We start from the raw sequence: 23,248 nt of genomic DNA, 5'->3' as shown, positions 1-23,248 counted from the left end.
AATGAAAACAGAAGTTATAAAGAAAAATAATACAGAAGTTGCAGTTGTGAACAGCGAGGAGTTATTGATTAGGGATGTTCAGTCCGCTTTAGACTTGGTTATGACAGTGAAATATGAAACGGGCTGCACCAATATTGCTGTAAATAAGGGAGCTATTGTAAATGATTTCTTTGTTTTGAGTACTTGTCTGGCAGGAGAAATATTACAGAAATTTATCAACTATGGCGTAAGATTTGCGATATATGGTGATTTTTCAAAATATACGAGTAAGCCATTGAAAGATTTTATGTATGAGAGTAATAAAGGAAAAGACATTTACTTTCAGCCTACTGCTGCTTTGGCTGTTGACAAGCTCTCTGGATGTGTTAAAAACAAAAAAAGAGACAGTTACGAGCGTTAATTTGCAGGAGGTAGTGTATGGATGCAAACACAGCCGAATGGATTAGATGTCCCGTTTGTGGAAGCAAAACAAGGGATAAGATGCGAAAGGACACGATTCTAAAAAACTTCCCTTTATTTTGTCCAAAGTGCAAACATGAGAATCTGATAAATGTTATAGATTTAAAGATGATAGTTATTTCAGAGCCAGCCGCTAAGCCGCAGAGCCGATAAATTTGTGAGAAATCGCAGATGATTGGCTCTGCTTTTTTATTGTAAATAGGTAAGACACCCGCCGAATAAAAAAAACGATGTTCGGGTGGGTTGCTTTGTCATGCTTTGAACACCCTCCGACTTCGCTTTTTGAAGTTTGGAGGGATTTTTCTTGTCTGCAAGCAGAGATTTCTATTTATATATGCTGCATAAAAAATGGACGGATAGTCCGTTAAAAAAATCTTTGTCAGCACAAGGGAGATTTTTACCCTGCAAGTAGAGGTTAAATCTCTGTATATTAGCGATAAAATCTCCGTGAGCCGTAAAGGTATAACAGCCTTTGCTGTCGCCAGATAAGGATGTTTTTATGTAAGATACAGTGTAACTCGGTAAAAGGGATTACACCGTATCATTTTGTTATGCTACGAATTTGAAGTCCTGCGGATTGTTCCGTATTTCTTCCATTGTGGCAAGGATTTCTTTTTCGGTGGGAATATCTATCATCCCCACCGCCGTAAAATAAATATCCACCTTCACATGGCTGTGTCCACCGAAATTTTCGCTGTTGTGGACTTCGATACGCTCAATCAGCGAATTGACAAGCGTAGGGGTAAGCTCCTTAATGTCGGTCATCTCCCGCAAAGTGCGTAAGACAAGCCTTAAATCCATTACCCGCTGTTCGGCATTCTGCAAGGTCTGGCGGTTTTCTTCCAATTCCAGCGTCAATGCTTTCTGCTCCTTTTCGTAGTTCTGAAGCATTTTAGCAAACCGTTCGTCGGAGAGGATGCCGCCTGCGTTCTGTTCAAATACCTTTTCAATCAGCCTGTCGATTTCCGCTATCCGCTTTGTGCCGTTCTCAACAGCCTGCTGAAGTTTTTGGTATTCCTTCTGCCGCATGGCGTTGTTTTTCTTTGCCAGCAGATACAGGAATACCGGCTCATAACAGCGTACAAAATCGGATAAATCGCTGACAGCTTCCAGCACAAGCCTTTCAAGGACAATATCGCGGATATAGTGCATGGTGCAATTCCCTCTGCCGGATTTATATTGGGAACAGCGGAAATGCTCCTGTTTCCGTTTCATGCTCTTGGCGGCGACAAAGTGCATTTTCGATTTGCAGTCGTAGCAGTAGAGCAGCCCCGAAAAAAGGCTCGTCCTGCCGGTTTTCGTCGGTCTGCGCTTGTGTTTGCGAAGTTCCTGCACCCTCAGCCATTGTTCCTCGGAGATGATGGCTTCCTGCATATCGGGGATGATTTGGTAATCCTCCTCGCTGTGCTGGATTCTCTTATGGACTTTGTAACTGACGGTAGTGCTTTTGAAATTGACGGCGCAGCCGGTGTACTGCCTGTTTTCAAGGATATAGCCAACGGTCGCCTGTTCCCACCCGCAAGGGTTTTTGGGGACTTTCTGAGCATGTTTCCTGCCGATGGATTCAAAATAGGCGGCGGGGGAGAGTATCTGTTCTTCTTCAAGCTGCCTTGCAATCTGCATCGGGCCTTTCCCTGCAAGGCACAGGGCAAAAATCTTCCTTACGGTTTGCGCCGCCGGTTCGTCGATTACCCATTGTTTCGGGTTATCTTCCGATTTTCTGTACCCATAGGGTACGATAGAAGCGATACGTTCGCCGTGTTCCGCTTTGGACTGCCACACCGCACGGATTTTCTTAGAGGTCTGCGCCGCATACCATTCGTTGAAAATATTGTGGAAGGGCATCATCTCCACGCCGTCGCCGGTCAGAGTGTCCACACGTTCTTGTATGGCGATAAAGCGGATGCCGAGGGATGGGTACACCACTTGCGTAAGCCTGCCCATTTCCACCTGCTCACGCCCGAAGCGTGAAAGGTCTTTGACGATAATCGTGCCGATTTCGCCGTTTTCTGCCATACGCTCCATACGCACAAAATTCGGTCTTTGGAAGGTCGTCCCCGACACGCCGTCGTCCACAAAAAACATTGTGTTGTTGTATCCCTCTTTGCGGGCGTAATCCTTTAAAATCTGTTTTTGGTTCGTTATGGAATTGGATTCCTCGTCTTTATTATCGTCGTCAACCGAAAGCCTACAATACAAAGCTGTGATTTTTTCTTCTGTCTGCCCGTTTAATTTTGCTGTTGTCATAAAAATAATCTCCTTTCCGACAACTGGGCATAGCAAAGGCAGGGTTATCTTACTATACCCAGTTATCTTTTTCCAATGTGCAATATTAAACCAGCTTCTCGGACAATATCAGTTCTTTAAACTGTTCCAATACGCTTTGGCTTCCTTTTTTGCTGAAATGGGTGTTGACCTTGTAGGTCGTGCCGCCAATTTTTAATGAAAACTCGTTTTCACCACTGAAACGCACTAATTTTCCGCTTTCAATGCGGATTTCGGGACAGCGGGGCAGTACCTCTTGCGATAAATTGATTTTCTCATTTTCATCTATCGGCTCATGCGGCAGCATATAGACTGCATTTGGATTGACTGTAAAAGTTTCTAATTTTTTCATACTTCCACCTTACCTTTCATCACGGCTGTTTCGTCTGCGTTCCAGTTTTCTGTTGTATTCATAAAGCAGCTTCAGAATCGTGTCCGTCATCTGTTTTTGCGTAAAGTTTTTCGGGAAAAATCCCTTTAAATCCTGTACTTTAAAGCTGATTCGCTCGGTCTGGTTGGCTTTTTCCTCCGACATGATTTCATAAATACCGTCCGAGGAAAGAGTATTCTGCTGAGCCTGTTTCTTCATGTGGATACTCTGTGCGTGGGATGGTGTGCAGTCGTTCAGGCTCATTGCGTCAAGCAGTATTTTCTGCTGTTCTTTGGAGAGGTAGGACAGTTCCACGGCGGGGCTGAGTGCGATAATGCCTTCATCAACTTTGTCAAGCAGTTCGGGGATAAGGTAAGTCAGACGGATATAGCGGAACACTTGGTCACGGCTCTCATTCTGTGATTTTCCTATTTCGGCGGCGGTATCTGACTTTGTCGCAGCTTGCGACAAAGTTAAATCCGTTCTCCTGCCCTGTGCTTTCATTGCATCCATTTTCATTTTGTAGGCAAAGGCTTTTTCGCTTGGGAGCAGCCTTTCACGGTGCAGGTTGCTGTCTACAACCGCAATCATCGCTTCGTTTCGGTCAAGGGGATAAATTAAAGCAGGCACTTCGGAAAGCCCTGCTTTTATGGCGGCGTGTAAACGCCTGTGTCCGCTTATCACTTCATATTCATCTGTGCTTTCAATTGCTCTTACAATCAGTGGGGAGATAATGCCTTGCTGTCTGATGCTTACGATAAGATTGCCCATATCTTCATTATCCAGTACCTTAAAGGGATGTCCCTCAAAAGTACGGAGTTTATCTACTTGGATATTCGCCGCCTTTTTCTTCGGCGGGGTATTGGTTTTAATTTTGCTATTTGTCATCGTGCATACCTTCTTTCCTTATTTTTGGTTATAACAGCGGTTTCCGCCTGCCGTTCGGCTTCAATTACCTCTTTCAGCTTCGGTATTTTTTCAAGGACTGCTTTTGCAAGGGACAATTCCGCCCGCAGAGGTTTTATCTTGGCGGAGATTTCTCTTGCCGCTTTGTTCAATCCATCATCTTTTTTGTGGCGGTTTCGGTTGTAAATTGACTGCCGTTCTTTTTCCAATGCGCCGATTTGCTCCCGTTTTTCTCCGATAAAAGAAACAAGCTCCTGCGGGGAATCAATGTTGTTTTTACATAGGAACTTGTATTCTTTCAGCGTTTTATCTAATTTTACGATTTCCTGCCGCATGGTGGGGGAGAGTGGGCGGGGAGTTTCGGGGGCAATGTTGTTTCCCGTAACCAGCCTGCAAAGTTCAATCACAAGGGAAAAAAGTATCTGTATGCCGTCCATGCGCTGTATTTTACGGTACTCGATTTCAAGCGTAAGGAGCGGCGTATATTTCGGCTTGTGGAATGGGACATAGTCGACATGCCGCTGGTTGTCAAGCAGTTTTGCCCTGATTGCTTCGGGCGTGTATTCTTTTCCAAGCCGGTCTAAGCGGACTGCCCTCTGCCAGCCTGTCCCTTTTACGGAATAATGGGCGAAGTTCTCATCACGGCAGATTTCATAGTCCATATCCTTTAAACGGATTTCAAATGCCTTGAAGTTGGCGGACTGGGCAAGGGCGGCGTCAATATCCGCTTTTAAAATCTCCCGATGTGACAGCCCGCCGTTTTGTTTCCGCCAGTATTCTTTTTTGCTTCTGCCGTAAAACTCTGCGTCTTTCAAGATGCTTTTCCCATGTTCCAAACATACAGAGTCGGAGATTTCACGGAGTTTATGGTGGTCGGAGATATGGTTTTCAAATTTCCTGCCCGTCTTAAAGGATACGGAATTTACAACAAAATGATTATGGACATTGTCTGTATTAAGGTGTGTGGTAACAACAATTTCATACTCGTTTCCCCACATCCGCTTTGCGGTTTCCATGCCGAATTTGTGCGCTTCTTCGGGCGTGGCTTCGCCGGTCTGGAAGCTCTGGTACCCGTGGTACGCCACATTGCCGCCTGTTTTCCCGAAGCGTTTTTTCGTTGCCGTCATACGCTCATACGCCCGCTTTGCATTGCAGTTGATGCCGCTGACATACATACGCTCATCGGTCTTTTTATCGTTGGATACATACTGTAAAGCGGTGTACAAATCGCTGTCCACATACTTTTTGTCTATGGTTTTATCGGGATTTTCCGCATAATCAATCACTTCCTTCAGCCTGTCTTTGACAGGCCAGAAGCCGGTGGTAGCCATTTACACCACCAGCCTTTCACGTTTTGGCAGTATCAGTTCTTCGGTAATACTGTCAATGAGTCTAATAATTTTTTCTTCCGTATCCGCTGTAATTTTGCCTTCGACAGCGATACAGAGTTCGTCCAGCTTATCATTAAAAGAGAAAAATGCTTCGGGCAGGGCGGCTCTTGGCATATACCCCAAAGCACGCTGGCGGAGATACTCTGACACGGAAAGCCCGCACTTTTTGGCGTTCTGCTCAATGATGTTTTTCTCTTTTTCGCTCACACGGATAAATAAATTTTTGTTCTTGGCTTCGTTCATAACATCAGTCCTTTCTTGGATTTTTGAGGGGATTGGGGTATTCCCCAAAGGGCAATCGGCTCATAAAGCCGGTTGGGGCGGAAACTGTCAATACAGTTTCCCTGCTTGCTGCGGTATGCGACACTCTTTCTGCCGCATACGGTCTGTTGTTTTCCGCCGGTTTGTCTGAACGTTGTTTTTTTGTCCCTGCCCCCATCTCAGGCGGCGTTGTTTCACTCACTCTCCGAAAAAAGAGGTTATCGCAAAATCATATCCCATCCAGCCGGTCATTTAGTTGTAGCCGGCATTTGGGCAGCAAAAAAAGCCGGCACATCAATGTGTACCGACCAATACAAAAGGATAGACTTATCCCTTGCGGTTTTGGTTTCACAATGATGTAACCGGCTTTGAAATTCAAAGTCGAAACTGTCTGTTACGCTTGACCTCCGCCGACAGTTCAAGGCGGCAATGGCAACGGCGGTATTTCTTTTTCGCATACCGCAGGCGTGTACGGCGTAAAGCCGTACTCCCAAATTCTGTGAGGATATGTAATTGGTTGTGGTTCTCATAAAAGAGTATTTTATTGTACTGAATGAAATAAGTGTTTGTCAATACTTTCCAAAAAGTTTTTGAATAATTTTTTCAGAAGGTGGGAATACTATATAGTTTAGGCATAAGAAAGAGCCAACGAACGATTCATTCAACTCGTTTATTGGCTCTGCGTATTATGTGTTTTCCTTTCTGATGACGGTTACTTGGAATTTTTTTGCTTCTATCAATGTTTCTTGTTTACACTTCGGACAATAGAGAGGGTAGTTCTTCAAAATAGTATCCTCTCCAATCCTATCACGGGTTTTAGCTCCGCAAACAGGACAATGTACCCATTCAGTTCTCATAAACCATTTCTCCTCCTATCTTAACAAAGGCATATTTCCTGTCAACTTGTTAATCTGCTTTTTATTGCCGCAAATTGCGATGCCAATATAATTCAATTTAACCTCTGAGGTGTTCGTCATTTTACCGATGATCTCATCGTAAGTTTTACACCCTTATGCCAAATCAGAAAAATCAACAACATGCCGTTTTTTATATGGTGGACTTTAAGTTCAATCGTTCACTTTTAAAATACTACGAAATATTTTTGAAGATTTCATAAAGATTTGCAAAAATAATGAGCGATGTTTCCTATCGCCCATTAAATCCTAATATGGAATTTTTATTATAACCTCTGCACCGCCTGTTTTATCGGAATTTTTAAGAGCAAGTTCCCCCTTGTGTTGCTTTACAATGCTGCTTGTGATATAAAGCCCCATGCCAAAGTGCATATTAGAGCTTCGGCTGATGTCGCCCATAAAAAACTGCTCCCTTGCATGATGCAAATCCTCATTTGTAAAACCAGTTCCCTCATCTATTATGGCGATTTGTAGAAAATCGTCTGGCTTTTGCACCTCTACATAGATTGTCCCTTTTGGTGGAGAGTAATCTATCGCATTGCCTATCACATTCATAATTGCCCGTTCCAGTAGTAATTTATCCGCTTTGAAAGTTCCTAAATTTTCCCCTGTTTCCATGTGTAAACAAATTTCTTTTGTAAGGCATAATGAATTTGCCTGCGCTTCAATCTGTTGCATATAATCAGCTATATCAAATTCTTCCAAATTGAGATGATACCCGGCTACTGTCCGGGATATATCAATCAGCGTCCTGATATAAACGCCCATCTGCCCGGAACTTTCTATAATATACCCCGCATATAACCGCTGTTCGTCGTCAAGCTCTGTTTCGCTTATCAAGTCGATATTTCCTTGAATGACAGTTAAAGGCGTTTTCAAATCGTGGGCAAGCGCCGCTATCTGCTCTTTTTGTAATTGTTCCGCACTCCATTGTTTCTCTAAAGATGATTTCAAATTATTTTTCATATCAGAGAAAGAACATAACACATCTTCAAATTCTTTGATTTTTGAGTGTCCCACCTCAAAATCAAGATTTTGTTCTGCCACTTTTTCTGTTGCTTCAAAAAGCGGGGAGAGCTGCGCCCTCATATTTTTTGCAAATTTCGCTGTTAATATCACGCAGACCGCGATACAGTTTATCCCCATGAGGATATATAGCAGAATTTCCGGTGAGGGAAAATGATTATAGAACCATTCATTTATAAACTGTGAGCCAATGTAATATTGAAGCACCACATATTCATTTTCACGGGTAACAAACAGATACTGCTTGTTGAGGTTTTCGTTTATCTTTCCAGACAGGGCATACTCCATAGCCCTGTCTAAATCTTCGCCCTCTAAAGACGTTTCCCGCATTTGATAATTCTTATCCAGTATGAGGTATTTGCACCCCATAGGAAGCTGTACATCTGTTAAATCCGGCGTTGCAGCAATAATTGGAACAAGATTTTTTGCGCTGCGTTCTGAATAATCCGCATAAGTAATAAAGCCCATTCTGGTTCCGGCAAGGATAAGGCTAAATGGAATAGCTACCGAAACCATTAGCCCAATCAGCAGCATACATAAAAATTTCCAAAAAGACGCTTTCAATGATGTTGGCTTTTTTATTCCCATTTGTACCCTATCCCCCAAACTGTCGCTATCGGCTGAATATCCAATTTGCTTAATTTCGCCCGGATATTTTTGATATGGGTGGAAATGGTAGAATTATCGCTGTCGCCCTCCAAGCCCAAAACTGCTTCATAAATCTGTTCTTTTGAAAATACCTGTCCTTTATTTCTTGCAAGGTATTCACAAATCAGATATTCGCTTTTTGTTAGGGGAATGGGTGTATCATCTACCCGCAGCTCCTTTGCGGACAAATCAATTTTTATCCGTTCAAAGGTAAGGGCGGCATGCCGTTCCCTGTGTTCCCGGCGTAAGTGGGCATTTACCCTTGCCCGCAGCTCCGCAATGCGGAATGGTTTTGTCAGATAGTCGTCTGCCCCCAAGCCAAGCCCGAATGTAATATCATTTTCCATTGTCTTAGCTGTCAAAAAGAGAATAGGGCAGTCCACCAATGAACGGATTTTATTGCAATAAGAAAATCCGTCCATATCCGGCATCATAATATCCAGTATAATCAAATCGTATCTGTTCAGCTTATCAAGCGGAACCTGTGCGGCAGACATATAGGCAGTAATGAAATGTCCGTCTTTTTGCAGCCCATTTTTCACAAGCTCTAAAATAGGCCGTTCATCATCAACCATAAGGATTGCTGCCATAGTGTCGCCTCCTTTCGTTGCTCTTTTCGTATTATAGCATAATCCGCAAGGGCAGAAAAGCGGTCATTTCTGCTCTGCAATATAGTAGCGGTTATTTATTTTTACCGCAACCGCTTCTGTCTTATCCGTATCGTAAATCTCGTAAACATCTGCGTAAAACCATTGTTCCCGCCCCTGTCCGGCGTTTTTTCCGTCCCAGTCAATCTTGTTCAAATCTTCTTTGGACAAAGGGCGTTTCGTTTCCGTATCGAATGTAACGCTTTCCGCAATAATATCAATCCAGCTTCCCAATTCATCATTTGATGCGGTATCAGAGGTTACTTGATAAATAATCCCGTCACAAAGGAGCTGCGTTGCATTTTCGGGATTGATTTCAAACTTTCCACTCATAGACTGCTCTGTGTCCTTGAAGTCAAAGACCGTATCTGTGTCTTTGATATTTTCTTTTCTAACAGCTTTGTGATACCCTCCGTTTACATCTACAATCAGATAATCGTCAGCGTTAGGGGCTGCGTACACATTCAAGAATGGGATAATATAAGCAGCTTCCGGGGCTTTATCCGCTAAATCTGCCAACGTCCGAAAGGTAGCGGCTTCTATGTTTTCCTGAAGCAATACTTTTCCTGTTTCGTCTACCGCTGCAAGCTGCCGGATATATCCAGTCCATTCCCCAAGCCCGCCATTAGAAACGGTGTCCTCCAAAATCGTATAGTCGTTTCCCTTAAAGGAGAATTGCGTCACATTCTCTGCGTCCAGATAGCATTGCTCTTTATCACTGGAATATTCCTTGATTTTTTCCTGTAAAGAACAGCCCGCAAGAGAAAAGCATACAACAAAAGCAAATAGCAAGACGATAACCATTTTTCTATTTTTATTCATAATTTTTCCGTCCTTCCCAATGAGAAAACCATAATAAGGTCAACAGCAAGCCGCCTGTCGTTAATGCTGCAATCCATATTTTTTCCGCTCCATAGTTGAAAATTTGTCGGCTCAAAATATCCTTTACCCAATTCATAGACCATGAAAAGGGAATATACCTTGCTATGCCTTTTAGTTCTATATTGCTATATAAGATACATTGCAGACTTTCAAATACGCCCCAAAACAGGGATAACCCTAATCCAAATTTGAAGCTGAGGAACAGGTGCAGGATGTATATTATCAAATTACAAAATGCCATCCCGACGGCGGCTCCAATCAGCATTCTGAGCGGTACTGTATCAGCCATTCCCAAAAGATGTATGCCAATCACAAATAACAGGAACAGAAAGAACAATGCAAATACCCCCGAACCATAAAGATAAGTTAATTTTGCAAGCATATTTTTGTGTCGGTTCGGTACAGCAAGCAGCGTTTGGAAGTGTGAAGCCTTTTCTTCCAGTGCAACATTAAGGCCGACAATAACGCTTATCAACAATGGGAAAAACGTTGTCGTAATTTCCAATATCATTCTGAGCTTTTTACTATCTGCTGTGCTGCCATACTGGGAATAGTAAGCAAGAAATAACAATGCCCCAATAGCAGGTATACAAAAATGGATAGCCCAAAACGGTGTATGCTTTGTTTTTACCTGTTCAGAACGAACCGCATAAATAAAACCCATTTCCGTCTACCTCCCTTTGGAAAAATCCTTTGCGTCGGCATAGGACAAAATAAGGAACAAGAGTATTGACAACGCAATGGAAATTATAATGGATATAGAAAATCCACAATTCCCCGCATAAGTCCCGTTTATTTCAATTCCCATAAGCGGCTCTGCCAGTTTTGCCGCCCAACAATACGGTACAAACCACCATGCTATTGTATTTCCTAATGCAGTAGCAGTAGATAGAACAATTCCAAGTATTGTATTTAACACAATCGGCACAAACATTCCCGTTTTGCGTGCTAAGTACAGGCACAAAGGGATTTGCCAGACAGACGCAAGGACAATCCCGATACTTCCTACAATGCTGTGTAAAAGAGAATATACTGCCGTTGCCGGAGCAATGATATTACTGATAGAAATAAGCAATGCTAAAAATATCGCTGAAACAAGCAGTTTTTCGACTAAGATAATGCCCTTGGCAAATTCAAATCTTGAAAGGTTTACAGGCATAGAAAATACCGAATAGTATTTCCCGGCGTTTTCTTCTTTTCTGTGTGACAAAGAACACAAAATTGCGATTGCTCCCGGAAGCAGGAACGCATACCACCAGTAAAGCGTCATGTACTGATATCCCATAAATCCACCCATAAGCCACGCAAAAATAGCTGTGATTAGCGGAACAATGAAAATCAGTTTGTTCGATATTGTCCTCTTGAATTTCAAATGTTCTGATTTCAGATAGTCCATGCCTTAACCCTCCCTGTGATTGTTTTTTGCAACGTCCATAAAAAGCTGTTCCAAATTTTCGTTTGTGTTCAATTTTCCCTCATATCCAAGAACGCCACCCGCGATAATGCCGATATGGTCGGCTATCTGCTGCACTTCTGAAAGAATGTGGCTGGACAGGATAACCGTAATACCTTTCGCCGGAAAAGAACGGATAAGCTCTCTAAGTTCTTCAATCCCAATCGGGTCAAGCCCGTTGGTTGGTTCATCAAGTATGAGCAGTTTCGGGTTGTTCAGTAATGCAACCGCAATTCCAAGACGCTGTTTCATACCAAGAGAAAACTGTCCGGCTCGTTTCCTGCCTGTTTCCGTCAGCCGGACGATTTGCAGCGCTTCGTCAATCCGCTTATCTGTCAGTCCTAAAATAGTAGTCCTTACTTTTAGATTTTCATAGGCAGTTAAATTTTCATAAAGCGGCGGCATTTCAATCAACGCTCCGATATGGTTTAAGTCGCTGCGTTTCCATGCGTGACCGTCAAATTCGATATTCCCAGAGGTCGGTTTCAAAATGCCCGTAATCATTTTGAGCGTCGTAGATTTCCCGGCACCGTTCGGTCCCAATAATCCATAGACGGAGTTTCTTTCAATGTTCAGCGATATGTTGTTTACCGCCGTCTGTCCGTTGAAAGATTTGCAGAGGTTTGTTGTTTTCAAAATCATTTCCATAGTCTGTACTGTCCTTTCTTTTGATTATGGAAAAAGAATAGCTGATGTTTTTGAAGATTTCATAAAGATAAGGAATCTTTTTAAAATCCTGATTAACGTCTGCCATATCAGTATAAGGTAAATGGGAGAAGCTAATTTTGCTTTATCGGGTTATCTTTATCGGGCATCGGCAAGTTTAACAGCTCCTTTTGGTATGAGCCATGCCCGATTGATATTCAATATGCCCTCAATCCGATTTTCCTTACAGAGCCTTTGTGCCCGCCTTACCGATATTCCCCAAAGCTCCGCTGCGTCCTGTGCCGTCATATACTCAAACATTTCTGTTCTCCTCAAATTGCACGGTATCTACCATAGCCGTTTGAACAAACATATCAATTCATAAAACGCAAATTTTTATCCCCCAAAAAAGAAAAACGACAGAGCTTTACACCCTGTCGCTACTCCGTTATGTGTATAAGATTTCTTCCTCCACAATCTCCCTTGCACAAGCCCTTATGTTACCCAGCCGCCCTGTCCATTCTAAGGCGTTTTCTTCTTTTAGGCGTTCCGTTATGCCCTGTGCCTGTTTCATTCCCTCTATGAGCCGTTCAAAGCGTTCCTGCGCCTGCCTGTCAATATCGGCAAGGTAAGTATTCAGTCTGCCGCTTGTAAGAAGATTGGTGTATGTAACTTTGCGGTACTGCTTCAGATAGTCCAGATGCCGCTGTCCCCATGTGCCTATCGGCTGTTCTTCTTCGGTGGGTAAAGTTATACACGGTATTAGATAATCTCCTTGCCGTTCGTATTTGCCATCCAGTTCCTCAAAAATCGTCTTTGCCATTGTCTGTTACCTCCACATTCTTTTTTTATTTTAAATGTCCGCAAAATCTGTCCTACATCCTTCGCCTAAAGTGTAGCAAAGGATTTTCCACTTTGCGAATGTGCGATTTTATTTTTGGTATAAAGAAAGCCAGCATAAGAAGCAGAAACGCTTCTTACGCTGGCTTTGCCTTTGCTATTCCCCATAAGTTGTGTTCCAATAATGTTTTCAAATTATCTCCTTATGTGGTGACAGCCTTTGCGGTTTTTCTTTTGTCTTTTTTTGATGAAATATGCCACAAGATTGTTTTGAGTGTTGGATGCCGTTCACCGCCTACCAATCTGGATTTTCAAAAAAATTCAGATTGGAGGAAAGAAATTATGGCATACAACAAAGCCAGAGAAGAACGGAAATGGCGTATATGGAAAGAAGCTGAGGAAAGACAGCTTAGAAGTTTGGGAGTTGATGAAGATGATATTGAAAAGCTCCATGTCCATGATTGGGCGATATTCAATTCCGACAGGCGGTACTATGAGAAATGGCAGGATGCAGGTACATACCTTGATGAAATTGCGGAGGATGCAGCGCAGCCCGAAGTGAGGACGGTAGAAGAATTTTTAGACAGCATTGAAAATCCGCAACTTTATCAAATCCTCATTATGGTGGACAGGCTTACACTGCAAAGTGCATGGATGAAATCAAACGGCTATTCTGTCCATGAAATTGCGTTATATCTGGGCATTACAGAGAAAGCAGTTTACAGGCGTATGGACAGGCTCAAAGAAAAATTAAAAAAGTTTTTCAGGTAGAGGGGAAAATCACACTTTCCCATCGGCTACTGGGTGAGAGGGCAAAAATCCTCTCACCCAGTTTTCTTTACTCAACGAGAACGGGACAGCTCTTTGACAACTGAATACTCATTCGTCAAATACTTCCTCTTTGTGATTGTGATGAGCATAAGCGTGTGCAGCGGTACGCCATGACCTGCCGATAAGCAGAAAGCGATGAAAGGTGGTGAGCGGATAAATACCGACTCAAAATATCGGGCAGCTCCCGATTTCGCCATGACCCACAAAGAGAATAATGGTACTCCCGTCTTGAATGTTAGCATTGGGCGGCTCTGTCAGACCGACAGTTGGGGTGCAACTCCCGTGGCGTCAGTTCGCTGCTGACCGTTTGGCGATTTCCCTGCGTGAGCAACGCATTTGCATTTTCGGGGTGTCGAGGACAAATAGAAAATGCTTTTTTATCATAAAGCCAGATGCAGGGCGGTCTATGGAAACAGAGTTTTGTTTTATGCTCTTCCGACCTTAAATACTTCCCTGCGTCTGGCTGCTACATAGGCAGGATATACCTGCCTAAATCCAGATAGGAGGTCAGACACTTATGGATAGAATTATAAAGCGTGGTGACATTTATTACGCAGAGCTGAATCCCGTTATCGGTTCAGAACAGGGCGGCACACGACCCGTACTTATCATATCCAACAATACGGGCAATAGGTTCAGCCCGACAGTCATTATCGCCGCTATTACAAGCAGACCGAAAAAGGGAAAACTGCCGACACATTTCTGTTTAGATGGGATTGCAGGACTTCCCGCTGATTCCATTATTTTATTTGAACAGATACGCACAATAGATAAGAAACGGCTGAAAGAGAGGATGGCACAGCTTGATGAGCGGTGTATGGAAGAAATCACGAATCCCCTGCTTATCAGCATTGGCGTAAAGAATGTGCAGAAAGCAGACAGGAGGGTGGACAATGTTTGAAGATAAGATTGCAGCATTAAATAAGGAAGAAACAGAGATGCCGTTGCCGTATGAGAAACGGATTTATACGGTGGATGAGATACAGGACATTTTGGGCATAGGCAGGAACGCCGCATACAGCCTTGTCAAATCGGGGGTATTCCACAGCGTCCGCATAGGCGGAAATATCCGCATATCAAAAAAGAGTTTTGATGAATGGCTTGATAATGAAATGAACCCTTGTCAAGTGTGCGAAACTGTCTGAAAAACTGATTTTGTACGTTTCACATTTGACCCGTGATGCAATACTATATAGCCAAGCAAAGATGCTTGGCTATATAGCAGGATGCAATGGCTGACGAGCCGAATATAAACATCACGGAGGAAAATCAATGGGCAGAAATAAAGCAAATGGGGACGGCAGAACCTCTCCCCCTCTTATTACATACGAAAAGCGGGTATATACCGTAGACGAGATACGGAGCATTTTAGGCATAGGCAGGACAGCCGCTTATGATTTAGTAAAAAAGGGCTGTTTCCATTGTGTCAAAGTAGGAAAGAATTACCGCATATCAAAAAAGAGCTTTGACAGATGGCTTGGCTCCCAGAGGGAGGTGCAGGCTGATGAATAAGAAAAGTATATCCGTAACAGAAATGCGGCGATTGCTTGGAATCGGGAAAACAGATTCCTACTGGCTTGTAAAGAAAGGATACTTTGAAACGGTCATTATCGCAGGAAAAATGCGGGTAATGGTGGACAGCTTTGAAAAATGGTATGATAATCAGCTCCATTATAAAAAGGTTGACGGCACTCCGCCGGGGAAGAACTGGACAGGCATTACCTTTTCTGTTCGGGAAGCAGCAGATTCACTCGGCGTTTCCGATAGCTCCATCTATGAGCTGATAAAGAAAAAGATGTTTCGTACCGCAAAGGTGGGGCAAGCCACAAGGATTTATAAAGACAGCTTTGAGGAATGGTATCAATCCCAGACCCATTACATAAAGGCTGACGTACATAAGGAGGTTATAGACTGATGAAAGAACATATTGCAGAGATGGGCGGGGCTTTGAACACCGCCCAGAATAAAAAAAGCTATTCTGTTGCAGAGATTCAGCAGATGCTAGGCATAAGCCGACCTACCGCTTATGCACTGATAAAGAAGAATCTGTTTCAGAGTGTCCGCATGGGCAATGGAATCCGAATTGTAAAAAGCAGCTTTGACGCTTGGCTTGACAGCACGATGTAAGGAGGTGAGAAAGCATGGCATCAATCGTAAAGAGAAAAAACCGCTATTCCGTAGTTTATTCTTATACAGATGAAAACGGCGTGAAAAGGCAGAAGTGGGAAACATTTGCCACTAATGCTGAAGCAAAAAAGCGTAAGGTGCAGGTGGAATTTGAGCAGGAAACAGGGACATTCATTGTCCCGACTGCAAGTACCGTCAGCGACCTGCTTGAAGAATATATGTCCATTTATGGAGTGAATACTTGGGCGATGTCAACTTATGAAGCGAGAAGAAGCTTGATTTTCAATTATATCAATCCCCTTATCGGAGATATGAAACTGGAAGAGGTGACACCGAGGACGATGGACAAATATTACCAGAGCCTGTTGTCAGTCAAGGCAAAGGTAGTCAACAACCGTAAGCCGACCCATGAATACCTCACAGCCCATACAGTAAGAGAAATTCATAAGCTGCTTCGCAACGCCTTCAATCAAGGTGTAAAGTGGGAGCTGATGTCAAGAAATCCCGTACAAAATGCTACACTTCCGAAAGAGGAACACAAGGAGCGTGACATCTGGACAGCGGAAACCTTATTCAAGGCATTGGAGGTCTGCGATGACGATAATCTGTCATTGGCATTAAATCTTGCTTTTTCCTGTTCTCTGCGTATGGGGGAAATGCTCGGTCTGACTTGGGACTGCATCGACATTTCCGAAAACAGCATCAAGAACGATTGTGCTTATATTTTCGTGAATAAAGAGTTGCAGCGTGTCAACCGCAATGCTCTGGAACAGTTAGGGGAAAAGGGTGTTATATTCAAGTTCCCACCTGCGGTAGCAAGCACACATACCTCTCTGGTGCTGAAAGAGCCGAAAACAAAGACCAGTATCCGAAAGATATTCCTGCCTAAGACGGTTGCACAAATGCTCGTCAGCAGGCGTGAGGATATAGAAAACCTCAAAGAGCTGTTCGGAGATGAATATATGGATTTTAACCTTGTATTCGCTTCATCCTGCGGCAGACCGATTGAGGGACAGGTTATCAATCGGGCATTGGCGAAGCTCATTAAAGATAATGATTTACCGCCAGTCGTCTTTCACAGTTTCCGTCATTCGAGTATCACATATAAGTTGAAGCTCAACGGTGGCGATATGAAATCCGTGCAGGGCGATTCTGGACATGCACAGGTCAAAATGGTAGCCGATGTGTATTCCCACATCATAGATGATGACAGACGGATAAATGCACAGAGGTTTGAAGAACAGTTTTACCAGAGCAAAGCTGCCCCTGTTGCGGAGGAAGTGCAGGAAGAAACAAAGGAAGAAACAGCATCACAGACAGACCAAGAAATGCTTCTCAAGCTGCTTGCCAATCCAGAGATGGCGGCGTTGTTGAAAACATTGGCGAAAAATTTATAAGGAACATAGAGGATAAGGCAATTTTTAAGACAGGTTGTTTTATTCTCTTTTTCTATGGATAAGGTAAGATTATGTCTATTCCCGTAGAAAAATGTATGATATACTATAAAGGCAAACAATGAGCGTACATAAGACTTGAAATTCTAATTTTGAATTTTTAGTTTAGAATAATACGAAGTGTGGGAATTTGAAGTCGCAACTTGCGACTTCAAGTTTTGGATGATTTTGAGGTAGCAAATTGGCACCTCAAAAATAGAAAGGACGGTAGATATGGCTGATACCGAGCAGAAAGCCTTGACAAAAGTTAATACGGATATTCAAGAGCCACATACCGAAGTAACTCAATTTGATATAAAAAGCATGATTTATGTTGTTCGTAATCAACAGGTTATGATAGATAGTGATTTAGCAATGCTGTATCAAGTAGAAACTAAAAGGCTCAATGAAGCAGTAAAAAGAAATATTGCTCGTTTTCCAGAAGAATTCCGTTTTCAATTAAATGTAGAAGAGACAGAATCTTTGAGGTCGCAATTTGCGACCTCAAAGGAAGATGAAATGAAAAAGGGTGGTAGACGATATTTACCATATGTATTTACAGAACAAGGGATTGCTATGCTTTCTGCCGTTTTACGAAGTGATGTGGCTGTACAAGTAAGCATAAGTATAATGAAATCTTTTGTAGAGATGCGGCGATTTATCTCCAACAATGCTCTGCTCTTTGAACGTATTAGCACAGTTGAATTGCGGCAGTTGGAATATCAAAAACAGACAGACGAAAAATTAGAGCAGATATTTGAGTACATATCCGAACATGAGGAATCTAATCAAAAGGTGTTTTTTGATGGGCAGATATATGATGCGTTTAGTCTGATTGTCAGCCTTATTCAGAAAGCGGACAAAGAGATTACTCTAATAGACGGATATGTTGATGTTGGGACATTAAATCTTCTTTCCAAGAAAAAGGAAAATGTGGCGGTCAAGGTATATACTTTGAAACGGACAAAGTTGACTAAAACGGATGTGGAGAATTTTAATGCACAATATCCGACATTGGAAGTAAAATATACAAAAGTATTTCATGACAGGTTTTTGATTCTTGACCGAACGACAGCCTATCATGTAGGAGCATCCTTGAAAGACGCAGGGAAAAAGTGTTTTGGAATCAATCTTATCCAAGACGAGGGAATTATCAAGGACATATTGCAGCGGTTGGAACTGGAAACCGAAGAATAGTAGATTTCTTTAAGGTCACAATTTGTGACCTTAAACAGCAAACAGTTTAAACTATTTTAACACCAGTTGTGAAATGCAGATACGAAATGGGAAACGGTTTACAGCATACCATTTCCCTAAATTCAATCCCCTTGCTAATCGCCTGCTAAAAGGAGCATCTAAAACACCTTAAAATCAGCAGTCACAGGTCGGTACGAGATAACATTCGTGATTCGTGAAAGGTAGGGATTTACAGGGATTATATAACACTAAGAGGTAGCTGCCTACTAGCAAATGGTTCTACTCCAAAGTGGAATATCTGACGATGGAGGAAGGACTTTGTGTTCAGTGCATGCACGTGGGGACTTATGATGACGAGCCGCAAACGGTGGCGCTGATGGAGGCATACGTGGCAGAGCAGGGTTTTGTGACAGACTTTACAGAAAACCGGCGGCACCACGAAATTTATCTGTCCGATCCAAGAAGAGTCGCCGCACAGCGGTGCAAAACTGTGATTCGGCATCCTGTGAAGAAAGCTTGCGCAGCGGAGGAAAATAGAGTATGATAAGAAAAAACGAGGAGGCGCTACAACATGGGGAAAGTGAGTTTTTGTACCTGCAATGACTATGATTGTCCTTTTAACCCGGTCAATCATAATGAAGGATGCACGCCTTGCATTGCGAAGAATCTGAAAGAAAGAGAAATTCCTAGCTGCTTTTTTAATGCACAGGATCCGGATCGAGAGACTGATCGGGGCAGCTATAAATGGGAGGATTTTGCAAGAGTGGTAGCAGAGTCTTCTGGCGAGGACGGCAAGCAAGTGAACATGTAAAATGGATAGACTGAAAGCAGAGGCTTTCGGTCTATTTTTTTCTTTGTCCGCATATTCTGGTAGGAAGTACAAAGGGGGATTCGCGTTGAAAGAAAGAATTAGTATCATCCGGGTTATGAAGTATGCTGGAGCCTATATCGCCTTTGAAATCGGCTCTGGTTTTGCAACGGGACAGGAAATTTTACAGTTTTATACATCTTATGGAACTATGGGAATCGCTGGAGCCATTGTCAGTATGATTCTTTTTTCCTGGGCAGGTGGCAGCCTGATGAAGATTGGACATCGGGTAGGTGAAAAAGCTGCAGAAAAGCCATACCAGCTTTTTTGCGGAAAAATACTGGGAACTTTTTATGAATATTTTGTTCTGTTTTATTTATTTGCAGTCCTTGCTGTGATGATTTCCGGTGCAGGAGCGTCGCTTTCGGAGTATTGCGGGGTCAGTTACTATGTAGGGGGACTGATTATGGCGCTTCTGGTCTTTGGCGCTTTTGCTTTTGGACTTGATAAACTCATTGATATTGTAGGGCTTATGGGACCGCTTATCATTGGTTTTTCTGTGTTTATTGCAATCTGCACGATTACAGCGAACTTTGGTGATCTGATGGCGGGAAATGTAGATGTGGAATTTTTACAGAATGCACGCCCTGCACAGAACTGGTGGTTTAGCGGCATTTTGTATGTTGCCTATAATACAGTCAGTTCAGTTGCATTTCTGATGGCGCTGGGAAGGGATGCGAAATCTGAAAGAGAGGCAGCGGCTGGCGGCATTGCGGGTGGCGTACTGCTGATGATTACGGTGATCTTCATGAATTTGGCATTGACCTCACGGCTGGATTTGGCAGAAAGCAGTATCGTGCCTTCTCTGAAACTGGCAGAAAACGTATCATCTGCAGCGGGAACGGTGTTTGTCTGTATTATGATCTGCGGCATCTTCTCTACAGCAGCGCCGGTGCTCTGGTCCATCTGCAATGGTCTTGCAAGACCGAAGAGTAAAGCGTCTCTGATTATTGCTTTTCTGGTCAGCGCTGACAGTTTTATCCTGGGGCAGCTGCCTTTTGACAAACTGGTAGCATTTATTTATCCTTTTACGGGATATCTGGGCATTATACTGCTGTTCTGTGTGTTTCGGTGGCAAATTGGACATAGGAAGAACACTGTGCAAAGAAATTAATTTTTTCATGAAAAAAGCTCTTGCCAGAAAGGGGAGAGGCAAGAGCTTTCCTATTGCATACTTCAATTCTGAAAGAATAGGAGGGAGTATGCAGAAGGGATGGAAGAATTTAGTTTGTTTCGTTTAGTTGGAAGCGATTATAATGGGCAGACAGCAAATCCTTTGCGGTGCTGTAATCGCCGCTGATGATAGCGCTCAGAATCTGCTGGTGTTCCATGACAGTGTGATTTCTGCTTCTGTCAATATGCCAGTGATTATAGAGTACAATCATGTAAAATAAATCTTCGATTTGACCGTACTGCCGTGTGATATAAGGATTGTCACAGCAGGTGATGAAAGCGGACTCGAAACTGATGGAATAACGAACGTATTCCTGCATATTGTCTACCTCCAGATGGTCAATCTGTGCTTTCAATGTTTTCTGTAAAAGTTCTACAAGCTGATCCATTCTGCCGGTCTGCTGGCAGATTTCAAAGGCGCCAAGAAGCATGCTCAAAATTGCCTGTGCAATCTGTGCAAGTCTTCGCTCGGAAAATTTAATGACGCTGGGTCCGGAATTGGGATAAATGTCGATGATACCGTCGCGATTCAGCATGGAAAGTGCTTCTCTCACTGGAGAATTACTGACATTCAGTTCTTTGGAAAGGGCTGTAATGCTTAGGCGGCTTCCGGGTTCGTATTTTCCTTCAATTATATTTTTCTTGATGATGTCGTAAATCTGATCCCGTATAGGGGCTTTCTTAATCGGCTTGTTCATAGTCTGGTATTCCTTTGTCTAGTCTTCATATCGATAGGCATATTTTAAGGGATTTTCACCATAATGTCAATAGTTTTCTGATTTCTTTGAAAAGGGTTTGACGAAAAATAATGAATGATTGATAATGCCTTATTTTTACGGGAAAAATATGGTGAAAATGCGGGAAATGTGTAATTATATGCACCTTTATCATTGGAAAAATCGGATTTATGGAAAAATAGAGCATTCACGGTTTATTGTATACAATAATTATAAATAAATAAAAAATAGATAGAAAAATTGTTTATATATACATAAAGCGGAAAAAATTGAAAAAAATATAGGTTGATTTGGTGAAATCAATTGACAACGGAAATTTCCGGTTCTAAAATGTGGTTAAGAAGTTAATCATGTAAGAGATTACTTGGTAGATAGAAGAAGGAGGATTCACCCTTATGAAAAAATTATTAACAGGCGATGAAGCTATTGCAAGAGGGGCTTATGAGGCTGGCGTAACACACGCATCTGCATATCCTGGAACGCCTAGTACAGAAATTTTGGAAAATGTTGCTAAATATAAGGAGATTTACGCTGAATGGGCACCGAACGAAAAGGTAGCCATGGAATCCGCAGCAGGGGCATCAATGGCTGGGGCAAGAAGCATGGCTTCCATGAAGCACGTAGGTGTAAACGTAGCTGCTGACCCGATGATGACCTTTGCCACCATGAGAGTAAACGGCGGTTCCGTACTGGTAACAGCTGATGAGCCGGGCATGTTCTCCTCTCAGAATGAACAGGACAACAGAAACTTTGCTAAGATGGCAAAGATGCCGATGTTTGAGCCTGCAGACTCTCAGGAATGCCTTGACATGATGAAGGAAGCTTATGAAGTTTCCGAAACCTATGGCGCATTGGTGCTGATGAGAATGGTTACTCGTGTATGTCACTCTAAATCGCTGGTAGAAGTTGGCGAAAGAGTAGAAGTTGCCAACAGACCTTGGGAAAAGGATCTGGCAAGATTCGTCTGCGTGCCTGCTAACGCAAGAGTCAACAGAGTAAACATGGAAGAAAGAACCAAGAAGTTGGAGGCGTACTCCGAACAGTCCAAGTTCAACTTTGCTGAGATGAACGGAACCAAAATCGGTGTTATCGCATCCGGTCCTTCCTATTACTATGCGAAGGAAGTATTCGGAGAAGATGCTTCTTATCTGAAATTAGGCTTCACATTCCCGCTGCCGACAGAGATGATCAAAGAGTTCTGCAGCAAGGTAGAAACGATTTATATCGTAGAAGAAGACGATCCATATATCGAAGAATTTGTACAGCGTCTCGGATTTGCATGCCACGGCAAGGATACATTCCCTGCATACGGTGAAATGACATCCGACGTGCTGAGAAAAGCGCTTTACGGTGAAGAACTGCCGCAGATTTCTTATGACAAAGAAAAAGTCATCAAGCGTCCGCCGACACTTTGTGCAGGATGTCCGCACAGAGGACTGTTCTATAGACTGGGCAAGAGAAAAGATGTGATGATTACTGGCGACATCGGCTGCTATACTTTGGCATACGGCGCGCCTTATAATGCAATGGACGCTGCGATCTGTATGGGCGCATCTATTTCTATGGGGCACGGCGCGCAGAAAACCTTCAACAGAGAAGGCATTAAGAGAAAGGTTGTTACCGTACTGGGTGACTCTACATTCTTCCATACCGGCGTAAACTCCCTGATGAACACCGTTTACAACAACAGCAATACCATCAACGTAATTCTCGATAACAGAATTACCGGTATGACGGGTCATCAGCAGAATCCGGGTACTGGCTACACCGTAAAAGGTGAAGAAGCTAACATGATCAACATGGAAGCGTTGGTTAAAGCCATCGGTATCAAGCATGTAAAAGTAATCGATCCGAACGACCTGAAAGCAGTTGACGCCGCCTTTGATGAATTTTGGGATCTGGATGAACCATCTGTTATCATCACAAGATGGCCGTGCGTGCTGAAGAAATTCTCTCAGGCTGATCTGGAAGAATTCCCGGGTCTGTTCCAGACAAAGGATGTTGTAGATCCTGACAAGTGTATCGGATGTAAGGCATGTCAGAAGACTGGATGTCCTGCACTGATCTTTGACAAAGATACTAAGAAAGTACATATCAATAGAGCTGACTGTGTAGGCTGCGACGTTTGCGCACAGGTTTGCCCGGTAGATGCCATCGTAAAGGAGGAGAAATAAA

The 23,248-nt window shown here is 43.0% G+C and carries 31 protein-coding genes and 1 pseudogene; 14 read left to right on the top strand and 18 right to left on the bottom strand.

Going from position 1 to position 23,248, the window contains the following annotated elements; translation table 11 throughout:
* Window position 1 precedes the first annotated feature (1 nt).
* The gene (locus tag D1151_RS01955) at window positions 2-400 is read left to right on the top strand and encodes a DUF4180 domain-containing protein (protein WP_161907744.1); all 399 of its coding nucleotides are present in this window, start codon (window positions 2-4) and stop codon (window positions 398-400) included.
* A gap of 17 nt (window positions 401-417) precedes the next feature.
* Window positions 418-612, top strand: a complete 195-nt coding sequence (locus D1151_RS01950) for a cysteine-rich KTR domain-containing protein (RefSeq protein ID WP_161907743.1) — start codon at window positions 418-420, stop codon at window positions 610-612.
* 396 nt (window positions 613-1,008) lie between these two features.
* On the opposite strand, the gene D1151_RS01945 is transcribed toward D1151_RS01950, so the two are convergent.
* The 16 genes and pseudogenes from D1151_RS01945 to D1151_RS01870 form a co-directional block, all read right to left on the bottom strand.
* Window positions 1,009-2,706, bottom strand: a complete 1,698-nt coding sequence (locus tag D1151_RS01945) for a recombinase family protein (protein ID WP_161907742.1) — start codon at window positions 2,704-2,706, stop codon at window positions 1,009-1,011.
* An 85-nt stretch (window positions 2,707-2,791) separates the two neighbouring features.
* The gene (locus tag D1151_RS01940; protein ID WP_016307793.1) at window positions 2,792-3,076 is read right to left on the bottom strand and encodes a hypothetical protein; all 285 of its coding nucleotides are present in this window, start codon (window positions 3,074-3,076) and stop codon (window positions 2,792-2,794) included.
* A gap of 9 nt (window positions 3,077-3,085) precedes the next feature.
* A complete protein-coding gene (locus D1151_RS01935) occupies window positions 3,086-3,982 on the bottom strand; it encodes a ParB/RepB/Spo0J family partition protein (protein ID WP_016307792.1) in 897 nt (298 codons plus the stop codon).
* The gene (locus tag D1151_RS01930) at window positions 3,979-5,331 is read right to left on the bottom strand and encodes a relaxase/mobilization nuclease domain-containing protein (RefSeq protein WP_161907741.1); all 1,353 of its coding nucleotides are present in this window, start codon (window positions 5,329-5,331) and stop codon (window positions 3,979-3,981) included. The genes D1151_RS01935 and D1151_RS01930 overlap by 4 nt, the downstream gene beginning before the upstream one ends.
* Window positions 5,332-5,634 carry a hypothetical protein gene (locus D1151_RS01925; RefSeq protein ID WP_016307790.1) on the bottom strand — a complete coding sequence of 101 codons (303 nt, stop codon included), beginning with the start codon at window positions 5,632-5,634 and terminating at the stop codon, window positions 5,332-5,334.
* 4 nt (window positions 5,635-5,638) lie between these two features.
* Window positions 5,639-5,854, bottom strand: coding sequence for a hypothetical protein (locus D1151_RS01920; RefSeq protein WP_161907740.1), 216 nt, complete (start codon window positions 5,852-5,854; stop codon window positions 5,639-5,641).
* A 484-nt stretch (window positions 5,855-6,338) separates the two neighbouring features.
* Window positions 6,339-6,509: a cysteine-rich KTR domain-containing protein gene (locus D1151_RS01915; protein ID WP_016307789.1), complete on the bottom strand. Its 171-nt coding sequence runs from the start codon at window positions 6,507-6,509 to the stop codon at window positions 6,339-6,341.
* Between the two features lie 15 nt (window positions 6,510-6,524).
* A pseudogene (locus tag D1151_RS17210) lies at window positions 6,525-6,647 on the bottom strand (DUF2000 family protein); the annotation flags it as partial.
* A 168-nt stretch (window positions 6,648-6,815) separates the two neighbouring features.
* On the bottom strand, window positions 6,816-8,180 hold the full coding sequence (locus tag D1151_RS01905) for a sensor histidine kinase KdpD (protein WP_016307788.1): 1,365 nt from the start codon (window positions 8,178-8,180) through the stop codon (window positions 6,816-6,818).
* Window positions 8,171-8,830 (bottom strand): response regulator transcription factor, encoded by a 660-nt coding sequence (locus D1151_RS01900; protein WP_161907739.1) that lies wholly within the window; start codon window positions 8,828-8,830, stop codon window positions 8,171-8,173. Before D1151_RS01900 ends, D1151_RS01905 begins: the two co-directional genes overlap by 10 nt.
* A 63-nt stretch (window positions 8,831-8,893) precedes the next feature.
* Complete coding sequence (locus D1151_RS01895) at window positions 8,894-9,709, bottom strand: NisI/SpaI family lantibiotic immunity lipoprotein (protein WP_161907738.1); 816 nt, start codon at window positions 9,707-9,709, stop codon at window positions 8,894-8,896.
* A complete protein-coding gene (locus tag D1151_RS01890) occupies window positions 9,702-10,433 on the bottom strand; it encodes a lantibiotic immunity ABC transporter MutG family permease subunit (RefSeq protein ID WP_016307785.1) in 732 nt (243 codons plus the stop codon). Before D1151_RS01890 ends, D1151_RS01895 begins: the two co-directional genes overlap by 8 nt.
* Before the next feature lie 6 nt (window positions 10,434-10,439).
* Window positions 10,440-11,165: a lantibiotic immunity ABC transporter MutE/EpiE family permease subunit gene (locus D1151_RS01885; RefSeq protein WP_016307784.1), complete on the bottom strand. Its 726-nt coding sequence runs from the start codon at window positions 11,163-11,165 to the stop codon at window positions 10,440-10,442.
* 3 nt (window positions 11,166-11,168) lie between these two features.
* Entirely contained in the window at window positions 11,169-11,870 is a 702-nt protein-coding gene (locus tag D1151_RS01880; RefSeq protein ID WP_016307783.1) for a lantibiotic protection ABC transporter ATP-binding protein, read from the bottom strand.
* A 156-nt stretch (window positions 11,871-12,026) separates the two neighbouring features.
* Window positions 12,027-12,188, bottom strand: coding sequence for a helix-turn-helix domain-containing protein (locus D1151_RS01875; RefSeq protein WP_161907737.1), 162 nt, complete (start codon window positions 12,186-12,188; stop codon window positions 12,027-12,029).
* Between the two features lie 127 nt (window positions 12,189-12,315).
* A complete protein-coding gene (locus D1151_RS01870) occupies window positions 12,316-12,690 on the bottom strand; it encodes a TnpV protein (RefSeq protein WP_016307781.1) in 375 nt (124 codons plus the stop codon).
* A gap of 359 nt (window positions 12,691-13,049) precedes the next feature.
* Here D1151_RS01870 and D1151_RS01865 point away from each other — a divergent pair, with 359 nt between their 5' ends.
* On the top strand, window positions 13,050-13,478 hold the full coding sequence (locus D1151_RS01865; RefSeq protein WP_161907736.1) for a sigma-70 family RNA polymerase sigma factor: 429 nt from the start codon (window positions 13,050-13,052) through the stop codon (window positions 13,476-13,478).
* A 71-nt stretch (window positions 13,479-13,549) separates the two neighbouring features.
* Here the strand turns inward: D1151_RS01865 and D1151_RS01860 are convergent, their stop codons facing one another.
* Window positions 13,550-13,780, bottom strand: coding sequence for a hypothetical protein (locus D1151_RS01860; RefSeq protein ID WP_161907735.1), 231 nt, complete (start codon window positions 13,778-13,780; stop codon window positions 13,550-13,552).
* Between the two features lie 275 nt (window positions 13,781-14,055).
* Between D1151_RS01860 and D1151_RS01855 the strand changes: the two genes are divergently transcribed.
* From D1151_RS01855 to D1151_RS01810, 10 genes are all read left to right on the top strand, one after another.
* Entirely contained in the window at window positions 14,056-14,439 is a 384-nt protein-coding gene (locus D1151_RS01855) for a type II toxin-antitoxin system PemK/MazF family toxin (protein ID WP_161907734.1), read from the top strand.
* Window positions 14,432-14,683: a helix-turn-helix domain-containing protein gene (locus D1151_RS01850; protein WP_161907733.1), complete on the top strand. Its 252-nt coding sequence runs from the start codon at window positions 14,432-14,434 to the stop codon at window positions 14,681-14,683. The genes D1151_RS01855 and D1151_RS01850 overlap by 8 nt, the downstream gene beginning before the upstream one ends.
* A 127-nt stretch (window positions 14,684-14,810) precedes the next feature.
* Window positions 14,811-15,050 carry a helix-turn-helix domain-containing protein gene (locus D1151_RS01845; RefSeq protein WP_161907732.1) on the top strand — a complete coding sequence of 80 codons (240 nt, stop codon included), beginning with the start codon at window positions 14,811-14,813 and terminating at the stop codon, window positions 15,048-15,050.
* The gene (locus D1151_RS01840) at window positions 15,043-15,453 is read left to right on the top strand and encodes a helix-turn-helix domain-containing protein (RefSeq protein ID WP_161907731.1); all 411 of its coding nucleotides are present in this window, start codon (window positions 15,043-15,045) and stop codon (window positions 15,451-15,453) included. Before D1151_RS01845 ends, D1151_RS01840 begins: the two co-directional genes overlap by 8 nt.
* A complete protein-coding gene (locus D1151_RS01835) occupies window positions 15,453-15,665 on the top strand; it encodes a helix-turn-helix domain-containing protein (protein WP_161907730.1) in 213 nt (70 codons plus the stop codon). Before D1151_RS01840 ends, D1151_RS01835 begins: the two co-directional genes overlap by 1 nt.
* Before the next feature lie 14 nt (window positions 15,666-15,679).
* The gene (locus tag D1151_RS01830) at window positions 15,680-17,062 is read left to right on the top strand and encodes a site-specific integrase (protein WP_161907729.1); all 1,383 of its coding nucleotides are present in this window, start codon (window positions 15,680-15,682) and stop codon (window positions 17,060-17,062) included.
* A 270-nt stretch (window positions 17,063-17,332) separates the two neighbouring features.
* Window positions 17,333-18,295: an ORF6N domain-containing protein gene (locus tag D1151_RS01825; protein ID WP_161907728.1), complete on the top strand. Its 963-nt coding sequence runs from the start codon at window positions 17,333-17,335 to the stop codon at window positions 18,293-18,295.
* 289 nt (window positions 18,296-18,584) lie between these two features.
* Window positions 18,585-18,839 carry a GyrI-like domain-containing protein gene (locus D1151_RS01820; RefSeq protein ID WP_330588241.1) on the top strand — a complete coding sequence of 85 codons (255 nt, stop codon included), beginning with the start codon at window positions 18,585-18,587 and terminating at the stop codon, window positions 18,837-18,839.
* A gap of 27 nt (window positions 18,840-18,866) precedes the next feature.
* On the top strand, window positions 18,867-19,106 hold the full coding sequence (locus tag D1151_RS01815) for a DUF6485 family protein (RefSeq protein WP_160202824.1): 240 nt from the start codon (window positions 18,867-18,869) through the stop codon (window positions 19,104-19,106).
* A gap of 85 nt (window positions 19,107-19,191) precedes the next feature.
* Window positions 19,192-20,277: a hypothetical protein gene (locus D1151_RS01810; RefSeq protein WP_161907726.1), complete on the top strand. Its 1,086-nt coding sequence runs from the start codon at window positions 19,192-19,194 to the stop codon at window positions 20,275-20,277.
* Between the two features lie 109 nt (window positions 20,278-20,386).
* Here D1151_RS01810 and D1151_RS01805 read toward each other — a convergent pair whose 3' ends face one another.
* Window positions 20,387-21,034 carry a GntR family transcriptional regulator gene (locus D1151_RS01805; RefSeq protein ID WP_160202822.1) on the bottom strand — a complete coding sequence of 216 codons (648 nt, stop codon included), beginning with the start codon at window positions 21,032-21,034 and terminating at the stop codon, window positions 20,387-20,389.
* 434 nt (window positions 21,035-21,468) lie between these two features.
* Here D1151_RS01805 and iorA point away from each other — a divergent pair, with 434 nt between their 5' ends.
* Complete coding sequence (gene iorA / locus D1151_RS01800; RefSeq protein WP_160202821.1) at window positions 21,469-23,247, top strand: indolepyruvate ferredoxin oxidoreductase subunit alpha; 1,779 nt, start codon at window positions 21,469-21,471, stop codon at window positions 23,245-23,247.
* The last annotated feature ends 1 nt before the right edge of the window (window position 23,248 follow it).

It is taken from the genome of Emergencia sp. 1XD21-10, assembly GCF_009936045.1.
GTDB classification, from domain to species: domain Bacteria; phylum Bacillota; class Clostridia; order Peptostreptococcales; family Anaerovoracaceae; genus Senimuribacter; species Senimuribacter intestinalis.
Note: the sequence above shows the minus strand (reverse complement) of the source record. Positions and strands in the feature narration are given on the sequence as shown.